Genomic DNA, 19,384 nt, shown 5'->3' with positions numbered 1-19,384 from the left:
GAAAGATAAGAAAGTAGGCACAAATGGATAAAGCACAGCAAGATGCTCTTAAGAAGGCAGCTGGCATTGAGGCCGCAAAGATTGTACAAAATGGCATGATGGTTGGACTTGGAACCGGCTCTACTGTTCGTTTTCTTGTAGACGAACTCGGTCGCAGAGTAAAAGAAGAAGGCTTGAGCTTCACTGGTGTCACAACTTCTCGACGCACGCAAGAGCAGGCAGAGGGCTACGGCATTAAGATTCTTGACATTAACGATGTTGACCATATTGACGTTACTATTGATGGTTCAGATGAAGTCGATAAGAACTTTAACGGTATTAAGGGCGGCGGTGCAGCATTGCTCTGGGAGAAGATTGTTGCAATTAACTCCGACCGCATTGTGTGGATTGTGGACGCCAGCAAGGTAGTTGATACAATCGGCAAGTTCCCACTTCCTGTTGAGGTAATTCCATTCGGATCTGCACAAGTGATTCGCAAGTTTGAAAAGCGCGGATACAAGCCAGTTTTGCGTCTTGATGCAGATGGCAAGGAAGTGCGTACAGACGAAAATAACTTTGTTGTTGACTTGCACTTGGAGCGCATTGAGCACCCGCAAGAGCTTGCTAAGGATTTGATTGAGACTGTTGGCGTTGTAGAACACGGATTGTTCTTGAATATGGTTGACACTGTGATTGTTGGTGATCCAAACGGACCTCGCACACTCACAAATCCAAATAAGTAAACTGCATATCTAAATTTAACCAATCATTTCCCGAAAATGTACGTAAAATCCACTGTTTTACGTACATTTTCGGGAAATTTTTTACATTCTTCAATCATTGCAGTCTTCAATCGCAATAAAAAAAAAGCGCTGGAAAAATCCAACGCTTTCAAAAGTGTTACGTGCCCAAACGGGCAGGCGCGCCAAACAGCTACTACTTACGCTGATGACGAGTCTTACGCAGCAGTTTGCGGTGCTTCTTCTTGCTCATCCGCTTGCGGCGCTTCTTGATGACAGAACCCATCTGAAGCCTCCATTCATATGTAAAGTGTGCAACTTGCCTAATGTTACACCGTTTTGACGACTTTGGAAAATTTTAAAACAAAATTTTACAAAAACACGTACAAAACAGCCTATATCACTACGAAAGTTACATTGGGAATTGCTTATAGAATCTTTCAACAGACTGTTTTAAACCAGTCACTTCAAATACAACAGTGTCATTTTGCCAGATGGCACTAGCTTTAGTCTTACTATTATCATCTACCTTCAAAACATAGCTTCCAGTAGCCTTACCAGCAACCTGAATCTTTCCAGAAGCAATATCACTTCCAGCTAATGCATCAGTCAAAAGCTCATATTGCTTATTTGCTAAATCACGACTACTCCATTGAGCAACAACGACTGAAACATCACTGCCAGATTCTCCCGTAGAATATCTAACAGTGTATTCTTCCAAAGGAGATGCGGAAGACCATTTAGCACTAGGAGAAGCATCAACACGCGCAAAATCAAGAACACTATCTGGCATAGATCTTAACAGTGCAGTAGATGTACTAGGCAAATCTTTAGACTTAATTGACGGAGTTTTTGCAGAAGACACCTGAGTTTTAGCAGACTGCGGTTGCTGGCGATTTAACGCCCAGCCAGGCCATATGAATGCGGAAACTATAGCTAAAACGACCACTATTACGGCAACTATAAGAACTTTTCGTAAGTTGTTATGAGAAGCAGATACAGATGAAGCCGAGTTAGAAGGATTATTCGCATAAGAATTCATATTTTTTACCCCACATAACACTGTTCAACATACTTGGATTATCTCACAAAAGTATGACGGTAAAATGTCTACAAATGCAGCTAGCGTCAAATCATGGCTGCAAAATCTACTACTTACTACTTATGCTCCGAATGCGGTTGGAGTGGTTCAAAATGGTATGGTCGCTGTCCAGAATGCGGCGAATGGGGTACATTAAGCGAGTTTCACGAGCCTAAAGCTACAAGCGGAGTTTCACGAGCCTCCACAAGATCTAGAAATGCAAAAAATAACATTTCTACAATAACAAATCTTGATTCTAGCGTAGATGCTCAGCCAATCAGTGAAATTACAGCAGATAATGGCATGCGAATCCACACAGGATTTAGCGAATTTGACCGCGTTTTAGGAGGCGGGCTTGTTCCAGGATCAGTAACGCTTATAGCAGGCGAACCAGGAATCGGAAAATCTACTCTACTTTTAGAAACAGCAGGAAAAATTGCCAAGAATTGCAACGAATCTGCAAAAAACACTGCCGAATACACAAAAAATTTAGTCCTGTACATTTCTGGCGAAGAATCAAAGTCGCAAGTAAAATTGCGCGCATCACGCATAAATGCCATAAGTCAAAATCTTCTTCTTGCGTCTACAACAGACTTAAACACAGCTTTAGCGCTAATCGAAAAATATAAGCCAACTCTTGCAATTGTAGATTCGGCACAAACTATTGTTTCTAGCGATGTTGAAGGAATTACAGGAGGCTCCACTCAAGTTCGAGAAGTAGCTAGCGCGCTTATAGACGTTGCTAAAACTTGCGATATTCCAATTCTTCTTGTTGGACACGTTACAAAAGACGGCTCGATTGCAGGTCCTCGCACGCTTGAACATCTTGTAGACACTGTTTGCCAATTTGAAGGAGATAGTCAAACCGCATTACGCATGCTTCGCGCTGTTAAAAATCGTTTTGGACCTACAGACGAAGTTGGCTGCTTCGACATGAGTGGCGATGGTATTGAAGAGGTTCCAGATCCTTCTGGGCTTTTCCTGTCTTCTAATGGAGATTGTAAAAATGAAGGAACGTGCGTAACTTTTACTTTAGAAGGACACAGAAGCATACCTATTGAAATTCAGGCTCTTGTTACAGATTCGGTTCTGCCAGCCCCTAGACGCGCAGTTTCTGGAGTAGACACAAACAGAATTGCCATGCTTACCGCTGTTTTATATAGACATGGTGGATTAAATCTTTTATCTAAAGACATTTACGTTTCTACGATTGCTGGAGCTAAGGCGAAAGAACCTGCTTGCGATTTAGCAATAGTGGCAAGTTTGGCGAGCGCAGCCAAAAATAAGGCAGTCTTACCTTTAACTTGCGCAATTGGTGAGATTAGTCTTACTGGTCAAATTCGTCCAGCTTCTAGAATGGAACCTAGAATTAGAGAAGCAGCTAGGATCGGCTATAAGCGTGCGATCGTGTGTAATATGCGAAAGAAAATTAGCATTCCCGGTATTGACATAATCGAAGTAGAGAATTTAAAAGAAGCTTTGAACGCACTTGGATTATAGGGATAATAAATATAAGAGCTTTTAGGAGTTTAATATGATTGATTTTAGCGAATGGGTTGCTATTACTTCGCAGAGAACTAACCAATCTCTTGCTGGGGCACGCGTGTTTATTGGAGATAACAATATTCAAAATGAGAATGCTAAAAATAGTGACCAAAATAGTGATGTGGAAAAATTCTTACAGAGCGCGCAATCTTGGGGAATAATTCCTACGACTTGTAAACAATACGCAGATTTTGATGCCACTAAATCTTACGAAAATATAGAAAACACTATGGTTAATGCGCCTAATTTAAGCGGAAAAGACGCAATAGATTACGCGCAAAAACATATGCCAGTAATGCGCACGCTACTTAACAATTTACAAGAAAGTGGTCTTAATTTAGAAGGCGTTAGAATAGCTGTTTGTCTTGTGTTGGAACCAAAAACAGCTGTATTGCTTAGAGAATTGCACGCGCACGGAGCGATTGTTGGCGTTTTTTGTGGTCCAGACGAAACTGACCAGAGAGTAGCAGATCAGCTTAAAAAAGAAGGCATTTTAGTACAAGCAAACCGAGATTGGACACCTGAACAAACTCATGAAGGTGCGCTAAAACTCTTAGACGAAATACAGCCAGACATAATAATCGACGATGGTGCAAGTTTTGCGCGCCTAGCAAGCCTGGAACGCCCGCAAATCGCAGCTAATCTAATAGGAGTTGCAGAAGAAACAACTAGTGGAGTGCGCGCTTTTGAAGCAATGCAAAAAGCTGGACACTTGCACTACCCTGTGATTGCAGTAAATAACAGCGCTCTAAAAACCGATTTTGACAATCGTCATGGAACTGGCGAAACATGCGTTACTACTATGCAGCAAATTCTTGGAAGCGAATGCTTTAAAAACGCTAAAGTAACTGTTGTTGGATACGGTCCAGTTGGTCGCGGATTCGCATTAAGAATACGCGCATTGGGTGCAAAAGTTACGATTTGCGATACAAATCCTGTCCAATCCTTACGCGCAGTTTTCGATGGATTTGAAGCTCATAATCTTGAATGCGTTGTTAAAAAAAGCAATATGATTGTTTCTGCAACAGGCGTTAGACACACGATTACATTGCAACACATGCAAAACATGCAAGAAAACGCGATTTTGGCTGTTATTGGCGGAATTGCAAACGAGATTGCACTAGACGAAATCCCTGATTTTAAGCCATTTGTTGGAACTTCACAAAGAAAAATCCAAGTTCCGTGCGGTCCGCAAATCACACTAATAAGTGAAGGAGACGGCACAAATTACACTACTGGCGGTGGAAATCCTATTGAGATTATGGACTTTAGTTTTGCTGTTCAAGTAAGCGCAGTAGCGTATTTGCTAGAGCACAATGGGAAAAACAAGAAAAATAGCGACAAAAATCGGCTTGATTCTGGAATTTACCAATTGCCAGAAAGCTCCGATAATCAAATAGCAAGTATTGCATTAGCAGAACGCGGATATAGTGCTAGCGAATCCAATAAAGATAATGGTTATAGATGGGATTTAACAAGATTTGCCGAAGACGAAAATATTTAGATGAAATCCAATTAACCAAATCATAACAAATCTAAGCAATAATAGAGTAACAGAAACAAAATTAGTTAAACGATAATTCCATAAGGAAAGCAATGTTTACAGATCCAATACGCGCACTTGCACACCCAACGCCGCTTAGCGAAGTCACCTTATACAGTGCAGCAATGGTTATTCCAGTAACAGGTCCTATTATTCCCGAAGGAGCCGTAGCAGTATCAAATAGACGCGTTGTACACGTTGGAACAAGACAGTGGGTACTAGACATTCTAAAAGATGAAATGTCAAACGATTCCTATAGGAAAATGTTTAACAACGAACGACATTGGCATGGTCTTATGACACCAGGTCTTATAAACGCACACACGCATTTGCAATACACTAATATGGCAAGCGTAGGCCGCGGCGAATACCGCAATTTTAGAGACTGGGAAGAAGGATTCAATGTTGTTTATGACAAATTACAAAAAGAAAAACAGCATAACCCATCATTGATGACTTGGAAAACTTCTGCATACGAAGGCGCAAGAATGATGGTGGAAGCTGGCACTACTGCAGCTGCCGACATTGTAACTGATATCGAAGCAGTTGGAGCGCTTGCAAGCCAAGGCATGCACGGGATAGCCTATTGGGAGGTAATGGGCTGGAAAAACGTTGACTGGAAGGAAGAAGGCTACGCTAAGCTGCTCGAGATGCTTGGGCACATGATGGACAACGGCAGAGTGCCGAGTATAGGAATTAGCCCACACGCACCTTACAGTCTAGAAACCGAACCTTTTGTGGATTTGCCAGACATTGCAAGACAGCTAAACATGCGCTTGCACATACACTTAGCAGAAACACCTATGGAGGCTGGAAATCACGCCGATACACTCACCACGTATTCCGCACCAGATTGGAATGCTAACGTTTGGGCGAGCTACAGCGAACTTAAAGCACATGGAATGACAGCTTCCGCAATTCAGTTTTTGGATCAGCTCGGATCCCTTGGACCAGACGTACATATTGCGCACGGAGTTTGGGCAGATGGCGAAGACCGAAGAATTTTGCGTCAACGCGGAGTGGGAGTGGCAGTGTGCCCAAGATCCAACCGCATTACTGTTACGGAAAGAGACGCGCCAATTCGCGACTACATGGAAGAAGGAAACTTGCTTGCGATTGGTACGGATTCACTATCTTCTTCCCCATCTTTAGACGTTTTAGACGACGCTGCAAAAGTCTATGATTTAGCAACAGCGCAAGGGTATAGAAAAGATGATTTAACACATCGAATTATTCGCATGCTTACTTTAGGCGGCGCAAGCGTTATGGGCTTACACGTAGGACCGCACAGAATTGGTCAAATTAATGCTGGAGCAACAGCCGACCTTGCATTCTTTGATATTCCAACAGACACAAGCTCGCCACAAGGAGTTGAAGAGACTTTGCACAATTTTGTGCGTCACGGTGCAGGTAGTGCAAAAGCAACAGTTATTTCTGGAAATCTTGTATACAATAATGGTGCTTTTGCTCAATAATCTGATGCAAGCACAGATAAGAACACGTTTAACGAACACATTTAACGCAAATATGAAAAATAAAAGGAGCATGCATTATGAGTGTCAGTTTAGAAAATATGAGTGATTACGCCAAAAATCTTGTTAAAGAATTACAGCTAGAAGCCCATCCAGAAGGCGGATGGTACACCCGCGACTGGCAAGCAGCGCAACTATATAGCGCAACCAACAATGAAAATACTTCAAACGCGAGCACAAACAATACGAAAATTGACGAAAACGCTGGCGCAGACGCACCAAGACCATTGGCCTCTCTTATTTACTTCCTTTTGCCTTCTGGCGATTCAAGCGCATGGCATAAAGTTGATGCAGACGAGATTTGGCTATGGCATGGACCGTCAAATCTTACGATTGAACTTGGTGGATGTGGTCAAACCCCTTGTGATGAGGCAGATTTGCAGCGTTTTACTCTTGGAAACACTAAGGAATGCAATGGCTTATCCACGCGCGGACATCTTGTAATTCCTGCTGGGACATGGCAGAGAACAATACCAAGCGATGGCGATGTTCTTGTTTCTTGCGTAGTAAGCCCTGGGTTTACTTTCAGCGGATTTGATTTAGCAGAACAAAACGATTCAAATAAGTAAACTAGTCTGCAGTTATTTAACAAGCGCCTTCAAAACACGCAAAGTTAACGATCCTGCTTGATTAGCTGCAAGAACTAAATCATCCTTATGCGAGTCCACAGATTCGTATGATTCTCCACAACGGTTGCTCATTGAGCGAATCGCAAGGAATGGAACACCGTTTTTAGCCGCAATATGTGCAGCAGCAGCGCCTTCCATCTCTTCGCAATCACCAAAAACCGTTGCTCGCACAGCGTCTAAAATATTAGGATCTGTGTTAAATTGGTCGCTTGTTGCTATGTTTCCACACAAATAAGCAACGTTGTTTGAATTTTCGTTAGACACGCTATTTTCATTAGACGCGCTTTGCTTAAAGTCCGAGGATAAGTCGCCAGCAACCGAAGAGGATTCCTCCAAAGACTTCTCAAGCCTAAATCCTAATAATTGCGCCTCTTTAGCAGCTAAATCGCATAATTTTGGATCTGATTCAAAAACAGATTTGTACGGAGCACACTCTGCGATAATCTGCGTATTTGTTTCTAAATAGTGAAGTTTCTTGCCTATAACAATATCTCCAACATTAAGACGCGGATTTAAAGCACCTGCGATTCCGCTAAAAATCAACACTTGTGGATTGGATTCGATTATCAACGCTTGAGCTGCAGCTGCGGCAGCGCACTTTCCCATTCCAGCAACACATATTGTGAGAGTAGGATTTTCACCTTTGCTATTCGAAGCGATTTTGCCCTGAATAAAAGTAACCCCATACGAATCCCAAGTTTTATAATCCCCACAAAATGCTTGAAGAATAGGCTGAGCTTCTTTTTGAAGTGCAACTATAACAGCAAGTTTTGAAAGATGACTAAAATCTTTAGAACTTTCAGAAAAATTGTCAGCCACGCTATGTTCAAAATTATTTAACATAAAACACTCCTCAAAAAACAACACACCGTATGTAACTGACACTTAACATACTACGACTTAAGTCTAATCACCACAAAACCATGTATGAAATCAACAAAATATAGCGCGTTATAAACAATCACGATAACAATTCTGTAACAATTAAGCCTTAAATGCATCTATCGTCTTATAAACTATCAAATGTACGGCCGCAAAACCTACTTACATCGCTTAAAAACGAGTAAGCGAAAAATTTTAAGGTTTTAGCAAAAACAAGGAGAAAAAATGGCTATTTTCGTACACAACAACTTGCACACCAACCGCGTAGCAATCGCTGCTGCAAAAATTGCAGCAGCAGCATTAGCAATGGCAGCAATGGTTAGCACAGCAGCATGCGGCAGCCAAAACGCACAAGATACAAACCAAAAGACGATTACTCCAGGCGTTTTGACAATCGGCACAGCTCAGCCAACTTACACACCTTGGATGTACGATAACAAGCCAGAAAACGGCAAGGGCTACGAATCTGCAGTAGCATACGCTGTTGCAAAGAAACTCGGATACGATAAAGACAAAGTAAAGTGGGTTCGCACAACCTTCGACTCCGCAGTAACCCCAGGACCAAAAGACTTTGATTTTAACCTTCAGCAGTTCTCTATTACGGAGGAACGCAAGAAGGCAGTAGACTTTTCGCCAAGTTACTACAACGCAACTCAGGGTGTTGTGGTCAAAAAAGATAGCAAGTTTGCTAACGCAAAGACCTTAGCAGACCTTAAAACCGCTACAATTGGCGCAATGGTTGGAACAACAAGCTACAGCTTTGCTAAAGACAAGATTAAGAGCGATATTCAAACCTTTAACGATAATGACGCTTTGGTTCAGGCTCTTGATTCTAAGCAGATTGACGCACTTGTTATAGATACTCCATCTTCCGTAAACATTGTGCGCAGCAAGCAGGTTAAAGAAGGTGTTGTTCTTGGACAGATTGCAGGATCGGAAGATAAGGAAGGAACTGGATTGGTACTTCCAAAAGGCTCTAAGCTTACTGCAGACGTCACTAAGGCTGTGAATGCGCTAGAAAAAGATGGTACTTTGAAGAAGCTCCAAGAAAAGTGGCTTGCAGAGTACACGACTAATCTGCCAGTTCTTAAGTAAAAACTAAACCAAAAATAAATAAAATAAATAAAAATCGTACTAACGTCATTACCAATACGCATTATTGTAAGCAACTTGTAACCCAATCGTCACATAAAAGTGCTTACAATAGTGCGTATCATTCATTATGTCGAAAGGCTTGAGTGCCGCCAATGACAGTACTTAACGGCAATGCATTAAACAGTGAATCAAACAACGCTGGAGAATACGCTTTAAGCAATATCGAGCTTGAGCGTAGGTCAATCCGCAAAAAGCAAAATCTTAAATCAGTTTTAACAAGCATAATAAGCACTTTAGTATTACTTGGCGTGTGCGTTGCGGCACTTGCAATGAGCCCTGGTTGGCCAAGAGTGCGCGAAACGTTCTTTTCTGGCAAGTACTTTATGTTATCTTTGCCATCCGTTTTGCAAGGCTTAATGCTTAATCTGCAGGTGCTTGTTTTCGCTGTTATTGGAGTAGCAATACTTGGAACTTTAATCGCAGTTATCCGTACAAGCATAAGCCCAATGCTTTTCCCTTTGCGAGCTATAGCGCAATTCTACACAACTATTATGCGCGGCATACCAATGCTTGTTGTGCTTTACTTAATCGGCTTTGGCATACCAGGATTACAGCTTTTTGGGCGAATCCCACCAGCAATACTCGGTACAATTGCCATTGTTATGAGCTACTCCGCATACGTTGGAGAGGTATTGCGCGCAGGATTTGAAGACGTGCATCCGTCTATGCGAGCGTCCGCAAGATCACTTGGCTTAACATCTGGTCAAACTGTGCGATTAGTGGTAATTCCTCTTGGCTTAAGAAAAGTGGCTCCTGCCTTAATGAACGACTTTATATCAATGCAAAAAGATGCAGGACTCATATCGGTTTTGGGCGCTGTAGACGCTGTTCGAGCCGCGCAAATATCTGTTGCAACTTCTTATAACTTCACTCCATACGTTGTAGCAAGCGTTGTATTTATAGCGCTGAGCATTCCGTTTATTGTTCTAAACGATTGGTATACGGCAAGACTGCGCAAACGCGAGCTAAACGGAGGAACCGTGTGATGAATAACTTAACAAACCAGAAGGTAAGTCAGCAAATGAGCGAGCAAATAAACGCAAACAATCAAACAAATGCAAGTGATTACACGGATTCAACCCCAGTTTTGCGCTTAAGCAATATTCGAAAATCGTATAACTCAACACCTGTTCTTAAAGGCATTTCTTTTGATATTGCACCTCACGAAGTAGTGGCTCTTTTAGGACCTTCTGGAAGCGGAAAATCCACTCTTATGAAGTGCATTAATCTGCTTGAGCGAGTAGACGACGGCCAAGTTTGGCTTGGAAACACAGATATTACAGATCCTCGTATAAATCAGGATCAAATTAGGTCTCAAATCGGAGTTGTGTTCCAGCAATTCAATCTTTTTACGCATATGAGCGTTTTAGATAATGTGACTCTTGCTGCGCGAAAAGTTCATCATTGGAGCAAAGACCGTGCAGAAAGCCGCGCAATGGAGCTTCTATCTAGGATTAAGCTAGAAAATAAAGCAAAGTCTTATCCGGATCAGCTTTCGGGCGGACAGCAGCAACGAGTGGCTATTGCACGCGCGCTTATGACAAGCCCACAACTTTTGCTTTTAGACGAGATTACTTCCGCGCTAGACCCAATGCTTGTTGGCGAAGTTCTAGACATGGTTGCGGAACTAAAAGAGCAAGGAACCACGATTCTAATGGCCACTCACGAGATGCATTTTGCTCACAAAGCTGCCGATAGAGTGGTTTTGCTGCGAAACGGCGTTGTTGCAGAAAATGGCACACCATACGAAGTTATGGATGCTTGCAGTGACCCAGAAACGCAAAACTTCTTTAAGTCTTTCCGACATTGATTTTTTGTGAACTACGCAGTAATTGCGCTCACATAAGCGTAACCCCATTCCCGCGTTTGTTCCCTTTTTAAGCAAATCTGACTACAAACACGGGCAAAGCGGCATGAAGATCATGTAAAACACAAACTTCATGCCGCTCTATAGGAGAAAGCTACGAAAATTTTTTGTTCACTTATACTGTCCACCATTAATCACTCGTAGCCTCGATGACAAGGAATCAATAAGTCACATATATAACCCCTTCACAAATACAAATAAAACAAACGCCACACAATCATGCATAACTAAACGTTGCAGGGTCATGACCCATTCGCTCATTAGTGTTCAAATCATCTATTGCACGTATTTCATCATCCTCAAGACTAAATCCAAAAACATTAATATTTTCACGTTGCCTATTTTCTGAAACAGATTTAGGTATGATAATGTATCCATGCTCAATATGCCAGCGCAAAATCACCTGCGCACAAGTAACATCATGATTCTTAGCAATAGTTTCCAAAACACCATCGCCGATATTCAAATCACGTCCGCGCGCCAATGGAGAATACGCTTCAATAGCAATATTATGCTTCTTGCAAAAATCAACTACATTAGACTGCTGCCAGCTCGGATGCAATTCAATCTGATTCACTTGAGGCCACTGACCAACTTCATCATATAAACGCTGCAAATCAGAAGGCATAAAGTTACACACACCAAGCGAACGTACCCTACCTTCCTCTTTCAACTTAACAAATGCTTTCCATGTTTCTGTAGAACGCCAATCAAATGGTGTAGGCCAATGAATCATATACATATCCACATAGTTCAAGCAAAGATCCGCAAGTTGAGAATCAAAAGCCTTCAAAGTACTGTCATACCCCTGCTGTGAATCTCTAACTTTTGTAGTCACCCATAGGTTTTCTCGCAATTCGCCAGTATTAAAACCAGTTTCGCGCAATACTTCACCTAGCTCATTCTCATTGTTATATCCAGCTGCAGCATCAATATGTCTGTATCCTAACGAAAGAGCGCTTTCTACAACATCATGCATACTTACTTTATCAACTCGAAGTACACCTAAACCAACTTGTGGTATAGAATTGCCATCCGATAATAAAATGTTAGGCACAATGTGCATATTTTCATTCATTAAAGCACCCCTTCGCTATAAAATTGACCATTATTTTCAAAGGAAATAATAACACAACAAACACTCATCACTAGAGACGTAATAATGCCAATATTACTTAACATTAAGCTTGTAATACATTTGAGAAATCTGTAGATTGCGCTCAAAATCTTGGGTATTAGTGTTTTTATCAATCACAGCTAGTTCGACACCAGAGATACGCGCAAAATCTTCCCAAACTTCTCTACCAATTGACGTTGTCATACAAGTATGATGGGATCCACCAGCTAATAACCAGCATTGCGCAGACAAAGATAGACTTGGCTGCGGTTTCCACATGGCGCGAGCGCAAGGCAAATTCTTTAGGCTTCCAGACGGCTCTACAACATCGACGACATTCATTAAAAGTCTAAATCTACTGCACATATCCGCAAGAGAAACCACAACAGCATCCTTTTTAGGAGCAGCAGTAAACACGAGTCGAACAGGATCTGATTTTCCGCCGATACCCAATGGGTATATAGCAAGACGAGGTTTTTGAATACTTCCAATAGAAGGCGAAACTTCTAACATATGTGATCCTAATATCATTTCGTTATCTGGCTCAAAATGATACGAGTAATCTTCCATAAGAGAAGCTCCACCTTCAAGACCATACCCCATAACTAATCCCAAACGAACCAATATTGCGGTTTTCCAATCCCCTTCTGCCGAGAAACCCCATCCATATTCGGAAGGAAAACGTTGAGCAGCGACTCCTGGAAGTTGAGAAAGACCACCAAGATCTTCAAAATTATCTACTGCAGCAGTAGCATCATAATCACGCATCATGGATACCATTCCAATTTCCTGCTTAGCTGCAATTAACAGAGAATCATATTTTTGATTTAATAATTCTGGATCAACATTGTATTTATTTTTATAATCTTCTATCAAATCTTTAGCTTGCTTATCTGTAGCACGATTAACATATGAATTTAATTCGTTTACAGACCAAGTATTAATAGATGCACCAAAGATTTTCTCAGCTTCAGTTTTATCTCCCTCAGTAACTGCAACGTTACGCATATTGTCTCCCCAACGCATAACGTTCATATTGTTAGACGCCCACCAGCCTAAACATGCACGAACCCAAGCATTTATGCGATCCGAAACTTCTGGATTCGTATAATGACCAACAACTATTTTTCTTCTGATACCAAGTCTAGAAACAATATAACCAAATTCTCTATCTCCATGAGCAGCTTGATTTAAATTCATAAAATCCATATCAATACTGTCCCAAGGTATTTCACGATGATACTGAGTATTCAACTGAAGCAAAGGTTTACGCAACAGTTCTAATCCGCGAATCCACATTTTTGCTGGCGAGAACGTGTGCATCCAAGCAATCACACCGATACAAGATTCTTTTGAAGAAGCATCAACCATAAAATTACGCACAGCGTCAGATGACTTTAAGGTTGGTTTCAAAACAATTTTCACAGGTATCGAATGTTTATTATTTAAATAATCTACAATTTCTCTAGCTTGTGTTGCCACTTGTTCTAGTGTTTCTGGACCATATAGTTCTTGTGAACCTACAGCGAACCACACTTCTTTGTTTTCAAAAGGATTTTCCATAGCCATTATTTACTCCTATACGACTTATATATGTAATTGTCTTTAGATTATTTTTATTAGTTTTGTCCGTAAACATTTTGATATCGTTTATTAAGCGAATTAATATCTTCTTGCTTTATATCGATTATTTTCCCTATTTGCCTAGCAGCCCACATTGTTTTGGCTACTTCTTCCGTCATAGCAGCAGCTTTCACAGCACTTTCTGCATCTTTTCCAATGACGAATGGACCGTGATTTTGCATCAAAACCGCTGGCGACTTAGGATATTTGCGTAATGTTTCAACAACGCCTTGCCCAATGGCCTCACTGCCAATCAACCTGAATGGTCCAACTGGAACAGGACCGCCAAACTCATCTCCCATCATTGTTAATCCACACGGTATATTTTCTCCAATAGCAGCCCAAGCAGTAGCATAAGTCGAATGAGTGTGTACTACTCCAAATACTTCAGGCATATTTCTATAAATATAAGCATGCGAAGCTGTGTCAGAACTTGGAGAATAGGATCCATCAACAACATTCCCATCTAGATCACAAACAATCATTGATTCAGGAGTTAGTCTTTCGTATCGTACTCCAGAAGGCTTAATAACCATTAAATCAGCAGTATGCAAACGTTGAGAAACATTTCCCGCAGTCCACACAACTAAATTCCATTTAATAAGTTGATCATGCAAATTGGATACTAATTCGCGTACCTGTTTTACCTCAGATTGAGTTTCTTTTGAATAATCTTTTAAAGTTTTCATAATTACTATTTCTTTCTAATAAATTTTTTAAAAATATGATGAGAAAACACTATTTTTAGTCTTGCTTAAGCAATCTTTTGCACAATATTTTTACGGCATCGTAGTTATTGCTGCATGTTCTATTGGCAATGACCTCATAAATTGCTCAAAATATCTCTGGAATCCTTCCACGTCATCCTTACGAGGGAAAACGGTAACTGAATTCACATGAGCAAATACTTCATTTTGCAAAAAGTCTATTAATGTTATATTTTTTCGCCTAATATATGATGCTAAAATCGCCATTCCCCACGATCCGCCTTCAGAAGCCGTAGGCATAGTGGTTACTGGAACACCAAACGCCGCCGAAGCAATACGCTGAGAAACTTCAGGGGTGGCAAAAATACCACCATGACCAAGCAATGAATCAATTTCAACATGCTCTTCTTTTGTTAAAACATTCATTCCAATAGTCACTGGACAAAATGCTCCATATAGTTGAGCACGCATAAAGTTTCCGAGTGAAAGTTTTGCTTGCGGACCGCGAGCAAATACAAATCGTCCTTCTTCCAAACCTGCTTGAAACTCTCCAGAAGAAAAACAGTAGTTAATATTTCCTCCAGCATCAAATTCAGTTCCATTATCAACAGCAGAATTAAACAGGCTTGTATATAACAAATCCATTGATATTGGTTTTCTTATTGCATCTGCAAATTGAGCAAATAAATTAACCCAAGCATTTAAATCTGTAGTGAAATTATTAGCATGACTCATTGCAGATAAATGACCATCTGGAGTCATAACTATATCTAACTCTTTATGAGCTTTTGACAAAGGGCGCTTTAAAACAACAGTTGCAAAAATAGATGTACCAGCCGAAACATTACCAGTACCAGGCTTTAATGTATTGGTTGCAACCATACCGGTTGCCGCATCTCCTTCAGGAGGAACAAATGGTATTCCTGGATTCAAAATGCCACTAGGGTCAAGAAGAGAAGCACCATCAACTGTCAATCGACCAGCAAATTCTCCAGCGGAAAGAGGTGTAGGTAAAATATCCTTCAAATTCCAAGGCTGATTAGATATTTCAGGAAGATTCTCAATTTTATTTAGCGCATTCTCATCCCAGCTTAAACTGTTTGAATCCATAGGAAACATTCCAGAAGCATCCGACAATCCTAATACTTTTTTGCCAGTAAGCTTCCAATGAATATAGCCAGATAGCGTAGTAAAGAATGCTACATTATGTACGTGCTCTTCCTTGTCAAGCGCACATTGATACAAGTGAGCTATCGACCAGCGTTCTGGTATATTAAGATTCAATTCGCTAGAAAGAATTCTGTGAGCATCATGCGTATTGGTATTTCTCCAAGTCCTAAATGGCACAAGCAACTTATTTCTATTATCAAAGGCTAAATAACCATGCATCATTGCTGAAATACCAATGCCGCCAATATTATTTAAACGCAATTGGTAATCTTTATTAATTTGATTACTTATCTGAGAAAAAACAGATTGTATTCCATGCCAAGCATCAGATAGATCATAGGTCCACAAACCATTTTCTAGTTTGTTTTCCCACTTATAAGATCCTTCTGCAATAACTTGATATTGTCCATTAATTAAAGCACCTTTAATTCTAGTTGAACCCAACTCAATACCAAGATATGTGTTTGCATTAATAATATCTTTTTTATTAGATGATACGCTCGAAATATCACACATGATGCTCCTTTGCATGCTTTTATAAGATTCATTTATTCAAATATGTAGAAAATCTTGAATACCCAATCATTTATTACTTTTTAGAATCCTCGCTCTTATCTTTACGCTCTTGACTGAATCCTTTAAAAGCGTTGTAACCGCAATAGCCGATTACAATTAATAAGCACAATGAAAAAATAAGAGTGTACCAAGCGAATAAATCACCAGATTTATAAGAACCATATAAAGACTGGAATAACCAAATCGACATAAAAAAGGTAGTTAGCGCGTACATTCTAGTCTTTTGAACATATTTTTTTGGCATATATTCCTCCTTATTGTTCTTTTATTCTGATTAACACCTGTTAATATCTGTTAATAACTAACAAAACTGGGCGTACACTTTTTCGTTCACAACGCTTGTGTAATATCTGAAGCGCACGCCCAATATATACGGCATTTTTAGCGCTTACGACGCTTGCTCATTATGTCAACAGCCACTGCAGCGAGTAACACAAGACCCTTAATTGTCTTCACAATTGCAGTGTCAACGCCCATGATAGACAAGCCTTGATTGATTACTCCCATAACAAAAGCACCAACAACGGCTCCAGGTATAGTTCCAACACCACCAGTTACAGCAGTGCCACCGATGAAGCAGGATGCAATTGCATCCATTTCAAATTCCATACCAGCTTGTGCAGTAGCAGATGCCAGACGAGAAAGCATAGCCACAGCAGCAATAGCAGACAAGAATCCCATATGAACAAACAAGCAGAAATCTACACGCTTAACATCAATACCAGAAAGTATTGCAGCTTTACGGTTACCTCCAACAGCATATATGTGACGTCCAAAAACTGTCTTTGTAAGAATAAAGTTGTATGCAACTACCAAAATCGCAACAATCACCAACATAATTGGAGTTCCACCCATCTCGGAATTGCCAGAGGATGCTAACAAATATGTTACAAATATGATTGCAAGAGCAGCAAATACGATCTTGCATACAGTAATCGATAGTGGTTCTGGGACTAATCCAACTTTTTCTACATGCTTACGCTTATTAATTTGGCTCCAAGCAAACAAAGCGATGCACATAAGACCAAGAACAATCGTAAGACCATCAAACGGACCCCACCAACCGAGAATATTAGGAAGATAGTTACGAGCAATTCCACGGAACGCGTCTGAAGTGATAGGCACAGATTCGCCAACTATAACCGTAGATAAACCGCGGAAGATCAGCATACCTGCAAGAGTGGTGATGAATCCAGGAATCTCCATTCGAGCCACCCAGAAACCGTGCCAGCAACCAATAAGTAAACCAACAACAATTGATATAGCAATCGCTAATACCCAATTAACACCATAACGTTCCATCAACAGTGCACAAACACCACCAATAAATGCGACTAAAGATCCTACAGAAAGATCAATGTGTGTAGCAATAATCACCATCACCATGCCTATTGCCAAAATAATCACATATGCATTCTGCTGAATTAAAGAAACAAAACTGTTAGGAGTTAAAAGAACACCTTTTGTAAGTATTTGAAACACAACGACAATAACGATTAAAGCTCCAACGATTCCATATTGTCTTGCATTATCGGTAATTGTCGAAAGAATACTTGATTTTTGTTCACCCTTCGTATCTTGGGCTAATCTGTTTTTGCTCATGATAACGCTAATTCCTTTCCTTAGTCATGCATTTCATCAGATATTCTTGGGTAAACCCATTCTTATTAACATCATCAGTAATAATGCCTTGACTTACGGTATAAATACGATCGCATATACCAATTAATTCTGGTAGTTCAGAAGAAATAACTACAACAGCTTTACCTTGATCGGCAAGCTTATCGATGATTTCATAAATTTCATACTTTGCACCAACATCTATACCACGAGTTGGCTCATCGAGAATGAGTATGTCTGGATCAGAAAGAACCCATTTTGCCAATACAACCTTTTGCTGATTTCCGCCAGAAAGCGTAGAAACTTGCACATCAATGTTTTGACATTTTATATTAAAGTTCTCTCGATATGCATCAACTTCTTTTCGCTCAATGTTTCCATCAACAACACCTAATTTGCTCATTTTTGACAATGAAGCAATAGATGAATTTTCGCGAATATTCTGCAAAAGATTTAAACCATAACCTTTACGATCTTCTGTAGCATAAGCCAAACCAGCATTAATTGCTTCTTGCACATTGCGCAATTCGACTTTTTTACCTTTAATATAAAGATCACCAGTTATATTGGAGCCATATGAGCGTCCAAAAACACTCATGGCCAATTCGGTTCTTCCAGCACCCATCAATCCAGCCAATCCAATAATTTCGCCAGAACGAACATACAAATTAGCATTATCGACTATTATTCGGCTATTATCCATTGGATGATGAACTGTCCAATTGGTTATACGAAGATATTCTTCACCAGATTGATTTGTTTCGTGCTTAGGATACAGATTGGTTAATTCTCTACCTACCATTTTACGAATTAATTCATCGTAATCTAATGGCGTTTCTGGTGTAATATACATTTCACCAACTGTCGATCCGTCACGAATGATAGTAACGTTATCTGCTATTACAGCAACTTCATTAAGCTTGTGCGTAATTATAATGCTTGTAACGCCATGTTCATCTCTTAATTGACGAACAAGCTGTAGTAAATGCGCAGAGTCCTCATCATTTAATGCTGCAGTTGGTTCATCAAGAATCAGCAACTTTACATTTTTAGACAAAGCCTTAGCAATCTCTACAAGCTGCTGTTTACCAACACCAATATCCATAATCTTTGTATCTGGATCTTCTGGCAAACCAACACGTTCAAGAAGTTCTGCAGCTTTAGCGCGAGTTTCACTCCAATCAATTACTCCATTTTTGGAGCATTCATTTCCCATGAAAATATTTTCAGAAATTGAAAGAAATGGATTTAAAGTCAGCTCCTGATGAATAATAACAATTCCATCACGTTCTGAATTTTTAATATTACTATATTTACACTCTTTTCCGTTAAATATAATCTTTCCCGTGTAAGATCCGTAAGGATAAACACCTGATAGCACATTCATTAACGTAGATTTACCAGCACCATTTTCGCCGCAAATTGCATGAATTTCACCGCGATCAACCGAAAGATTAACATCAGTAAGAGCTTTTAGTGAACCAAACGTTTTTGTGATGTGCTGCATACTCAATATCGTGTCTTTATGCGACATCATCTACTTCCAATCATTACAACGCACAGTTTCAACTAATGGAGGCACAACTATGGCACTAATCGTGCCCCCATATTAGTTCAA

Annotated in this window: 18 protein-coding genes; 8 read left to right on the top strand and 10 right to left on the bottom strand. The window is 40.2% G+C overall.

Features of this window, described 5'->3' with window-relative positions:
- The first annotated feature begins 23 nt into the window (after positions 1-23).
- The gene (gene rpiA / locus HXT46_RS01265) at positions 24-722 is read left to right on the top strand and encodes a ribose-5-phosphate isomerase RpiA (RefSeq protein WP_004112071.1); all 699 of its coding nucleotides are present in this window, start codon (positions 24-26) and stop codon (positions 720-722) included.
- A 193-nt stretch (positions 723-915) separates the two neighbouring features.
- Here the strand turns inward: rpiA and HXT46_RS01260 are convergent, their stop codons facing one another.
- Both HXT46_RS01260 and HXT46_RS01255 read right to left on the bottom strand, forming a co-directional pair.
- Entirely contained in the window at positions 916-1,005 is a 90-nt protein-coding gene (locus HXT46_RS01260; RefSeq protein ID WP_004268639.1) for a 30S ribosomal protein bS22, read from the bottom strand.
- A 126-nt stretch (positions 1,006-1,131) separates the two neighbouring features.
- On the bottom strand, positions 1,132-1,761 hold the full coding sequence (locus HXT46_RS01255) for a hypothetical protein (RefSeq protein ID WP_101890090.1): 630 nt from the start codon (positions 1,759-1,761) through the stop codon (positions 1,132-1,134).
- A 93-nt stretch (positions 1,762-1,854) separates the two neighbouring features.
- Here HXT46_RS01255 and radA point away from each other — a divergent pair, with 93 nt between their 5' ends.
- From radA to HXT46_RS01235, 4 genes are all read left to right on the top strand, one after another.
- Positions 1,855-3,300, top strand: a complete 1,446-nt coding sequence (radA, locus tag HXT46_RS01250) for a DNA repair protein RadA (protein ID WP_004116987.1) — start codon at positions 1,855-1,857, stop codon at positions 3,298-3,300.
- A 34-nt stretch (positions 3,301-3,334) separates the two neighbouring features.
- Positions 3,335-4,849, top strand: a complete 1,515-nt coding sequence (locus HXT46_RS01245; protein WP_004112062.1) for an adenosylhomocysteinase — start codon at positions 3,335-3,337, stop codon at positions 4,847-4,849.
- A 92-nt stretch (positions 4,850-4,941) separates the two neighbouring features.
- A complete protein-coding gene (locus HXT46_RS01240; RefSeq protein ID WP_248911936.1) occupies positions 4,942-6,363 on the top strand; it encodes an amidohydrolase family protein in 1,422 nt (473 codons plus the stop codon).
- A gap of 77 nt (positions 6,364-6,440) precedes the next feature.
- Positions 6,441-6,989 (top strand): cupin domain-containing protein, encoded by a 549-nt coding sequence (locus HXT46_RS01235; RefSeq protein WP_004575034.1) that lies wholly within the window; start codon positions 6,441-6,443, stop codon positions 6,987-6,989.
- A 12-nt stretch (positions 6,990-7,001) separates the two neighbouring features.
- Here HXT46_RS01235 and HXT46_RS01230 read toward each other — a convergent pair whose 3' ends face one another.
- Positions 7,002-7,892, bottom strand: a complete 891-nt coding sequence (locus tag HXT46_RS01230; protein ID WP_421786131.1) for a nucleosidase — start codon at positions 7,890-7,892, stop codon at positions 7,002-7,004.
- 264 nt (positions 7,893-8,156) lie between these two features.
- Here HXT46_RS01230 and HXT46_RS01225 point away from each other — a divergent pair, with 264 nt between their 5' ends.
- The 3 genes from HXT46_RS01225 to HXT46_RS01215 all read left to right on the top strand — a co-directional run bounded on the left by HXT46_RS01225 (position 8,157) and on the right by HXT46_RS01215 (position 10,896).
- The gene (locus tag HXT46_RS01225) at positions 8,157-9,026 is read left to right on the top strand and encodes an ABC transporter substrate-binding protein (RefSeq protein WP_004116998.1); all 870 of its coding nucleotides are present in this window, start codon (positions 8,157-8,159) and stop codon (positions 9,024-9,026) included.
- A gap of 152 nt (positions 9,027-9,178) precedes the next feature.
- A complete protein-coding gene (locus HXT46_RS01220) occupies positions 9,179-10,072 on the top strand; it encodes an amino acid ABC transporter permease (protein ID WP_248902267.1) in 894 nt (297 codons plus the stop codon).
- Complete coding sequence (locus HXT46_RS01215) at positions 10,072-10,896, top strand: amino acid ABC transporter ATP-binding protein (RefSeq protein WP_075038788.1); 825 nt, start codon at positions 10,072-10,074, stop codon at positions 10,894-10,896. Before HXT46_RS01220 ends, HXT46_RS01215 begins: the two co-directional genes overlap by 1 nt.
- Positions 10,897-11,170: 274 nt before the next feature.
- Here the strand turns inward: HXT46_RS01215 and HXT46_RS01210 are convergent, their stop codons facing one another.
- From HXT46_RS01210 to HXT46_RS01180, 7 genes are all read right to left on the bottom strand, one after another.
- Complete coding sequence (locus tag HXT46_RS01210) at positions 11,171-12,031, bottom strand: aldo/keto reductase (protein WP_075038789.1); 861 nt, start codon at positions 12,029-12,031, stop codon at positions 11,171-11,173.
- 93 nt (positions 12,032-12,124) lie between these two features.
- Positions 12,125-13,639, bottom strand: a complete 1,515-nt coding sequence (gene araA / locus HXT46_RS01205) for an L-arabinose isomerase (protein WP_415684378.1) — start codon at positions 13,637-13,639, stop codon at positions 12,125-12,127.
- A gap of 50 nt (positions 13,640-13,689) precedes the next feature.
- Positions 13,690-14,382: an L-ribulose-5-phosphate 4-epimerase gene (locus HXT46_RS01200; RefSeq protein ID WP_421786127.1), complete on the bottom strand. Its 693-nt coding sequence runs from the start codon at positions 14,380-14,382 to the stop codon at positions 13,690-13,692.
- A gap of 90 nt (positions 14,383-14,472) precedes the next feature.
- Positions 14,473-16,086: a xylulokinase gene (locus HXT46_RS01195; RefSeq protein ID WP_182835798.1), complete on the bottom strand. Its 1,614-nt coding sequence runs from the start codon at positions 16,084-16,086 to the stop codon at positions 14,473-14,475.
- Between the two features lie 73 nt (positions 16,087-16,159).
- The gene (locus tag HXT46_RS01190) at positions 16,160-16,390 is read right to left on the bottom strand and encodes a CDP-diacylglycerol--glycerol-3-phosphate 3-phosphatidyltransferase (RefSeq protein ID WP_415682214.1); all 231 of its coding nucleotides are present in this window, start codon (positions 16,388-16,390) and stop codon (positions 16,160-16,162) included.
- 137 nt (positions 16,391-16,527) lie between these two features.
- Positions 16,528-17,748 carry a multiple monosaccharide ABC transporter permease gene (gene mmsB, locus HXT46_RS01185; RefSeq protein WP_004112039.1) on the bottom strand — a complete coding sequence of 407 codons (1,221 nt, stop codon included), beginning with the start codon at positions 17,746-17,748 and terminating at the stop codon, positions 16,528-16,530.
- A gap of 7 nt (positions 17,749-17,755) precedes the next feature.
- Entirely contained in the window at positions 17,756-19,300 is a 1,545-nt protein-coding gene (locus HXT46_RS01180; protein WP_004112038.1) for a sugar ABC transporter ATP-binding protein, read from the bottom strand.
- Positions 19,301-19,384: the final 84 nt, after the last annotated feature.

It is taken from the genome of Gardnerella sp. DNF01204 (genome assembly GCF_049244145.1).
Classification (GTDB): domain Bacteria; phylum Actinomycetota; class Actinomycetes; order Actinomycetales; family Bifidobacteriaceae; genus Bifidobacterium; species Bifidobacterium vaginale.
This window is presented reverse-complemented; position numbering and strand designations above follow the sequence as displayed.

Excerpts from the sequence above, each read along its gene's own strand:
- rpiA (WP_004112071.1), top strand. The coding sequence starts at position 24 with ATGGATAAAGCACAGCAAGATGCTCTTAAGAAGGCAGCTGGCATTGAG.
- HXT46_RS01260 (WP_004268639.1), bottom strand. The coding sequence starts at position 1,005 with ATGGGTTCTGTCATCAAGAAGCGCCGCAAGCGGATGAGCAAGAAGAAG.
- HXT46_RS01255 (WP_101890090.1), bottom strand. The coding sequence starts at position 1,761 with ATGAATTCTTATGCGAATAATCCTTCTAACTCGGCTTCATCTGTATCT.
- radA (WP_004116987.1), top strand. The coding sequence starts at position 1,855 with ATGGCTGCAAAATCTACTACTTACTACTTATGCTCCGAATGCGGTTGG.
- HXT46_RS01245 (WP_004112062.1), top strand. The coding sequence starts at position 3,335 with ATGATTGATTTTAGCGAATGGGTTGCTATTACTTCGCAGAGAACTAAC.
- HXT46_RS01240 (WP_248911936.1), top strand. The coding sequence starts at position 4,942 with ATGTTTACAGATCCAATACGCGCACTTGCACACCCAACGCCGCTTAGC.
- HXT46_RS01235 (WP_004575034.1), top strand. The coding sequence starts at position 6,441 with ATGAGTGTCAGTTTAGAAAATATGAGTGATTACGCCAAAAATCTTGTT.
- HXT46_RS01230 (WP_421786131.1), bottom strand. The coding sequence starts at position 7,892 with ATGTTAAATAATTTTGAACATAGCGTGGCTGACAATTTTTCTGAAAGT.
- HXT46_RS01225 (WP_004116998.1), top strand. The coding sequence starts at position 8,157 with ATGGCTATTTTCGTACACAACAACTTGCACACCAACCGCGTAGCAATC.
- HXT46_RS01220 (WP_248902267.1), top strand. The coding sequence starts at position 9,179 with ATGACAGTACTTAACGGCAATGCATTAAACAGTGAATCAAACAACGCT.
- HXT46_RS01215 (WP_075038788.1), top strand. The coding sequence starts at position 10,072 with ATGAATAACTTAACAAACCAGAAGGTAAGTCAGCAAATGAGCGAGCAA.
- HXT46_RS01210 (WP_075038789.1), bottom strand. The coding sequence starts at position 12,031 with ATGAATGAAAATATGCACATTGTGCCTAACATTTTATTATCGGATGGC.
- araA (WP_415684378.1), bottom strand. The coding sequence starts at position 13,639 with ATGGCTATGGAAAATCCTTTTGAAAACAAAGAAGTGTGGTTCGCTGTA.
- HXT46_RS01200 (WP_421786127.1), bottom strand. The coding sequence starts at position 14,382 with ATGAAAACTTTAAAAGATTATTCAAAAGAAACTCAATCTGAGGTAAAA.
- HXT46_RS01195 (WP_182835798.1), bottom strand. The coding sequence starts at position 16,086 with ATGTGTGATATTTCGAGCGTATCATCTAATAAAAAAGATATTATTAAT.
- HXT46_RS01190 (WP_415682214.1), bottom strand. The coding sequence starts at position 16,390 with ATGCCAAAAAAATATGTTCAAAAGACTAGAATGTACGCGCTAACTACC.
- mmsB (WP_004112039.1), bottom strand. The coding sequence starts at position 17,748 with ATGAGCAAAAACAGATTAGCCCAAGATACGAAGGGTGAACAAAAATCA.
- HXT46_RS01180 (WP_004112038.1), bottom strand. The coding sequence starts at position 19,300 with ATGTCGCATAAAGACACGATATTGAGTATGCAGCACATCACAAAAACG.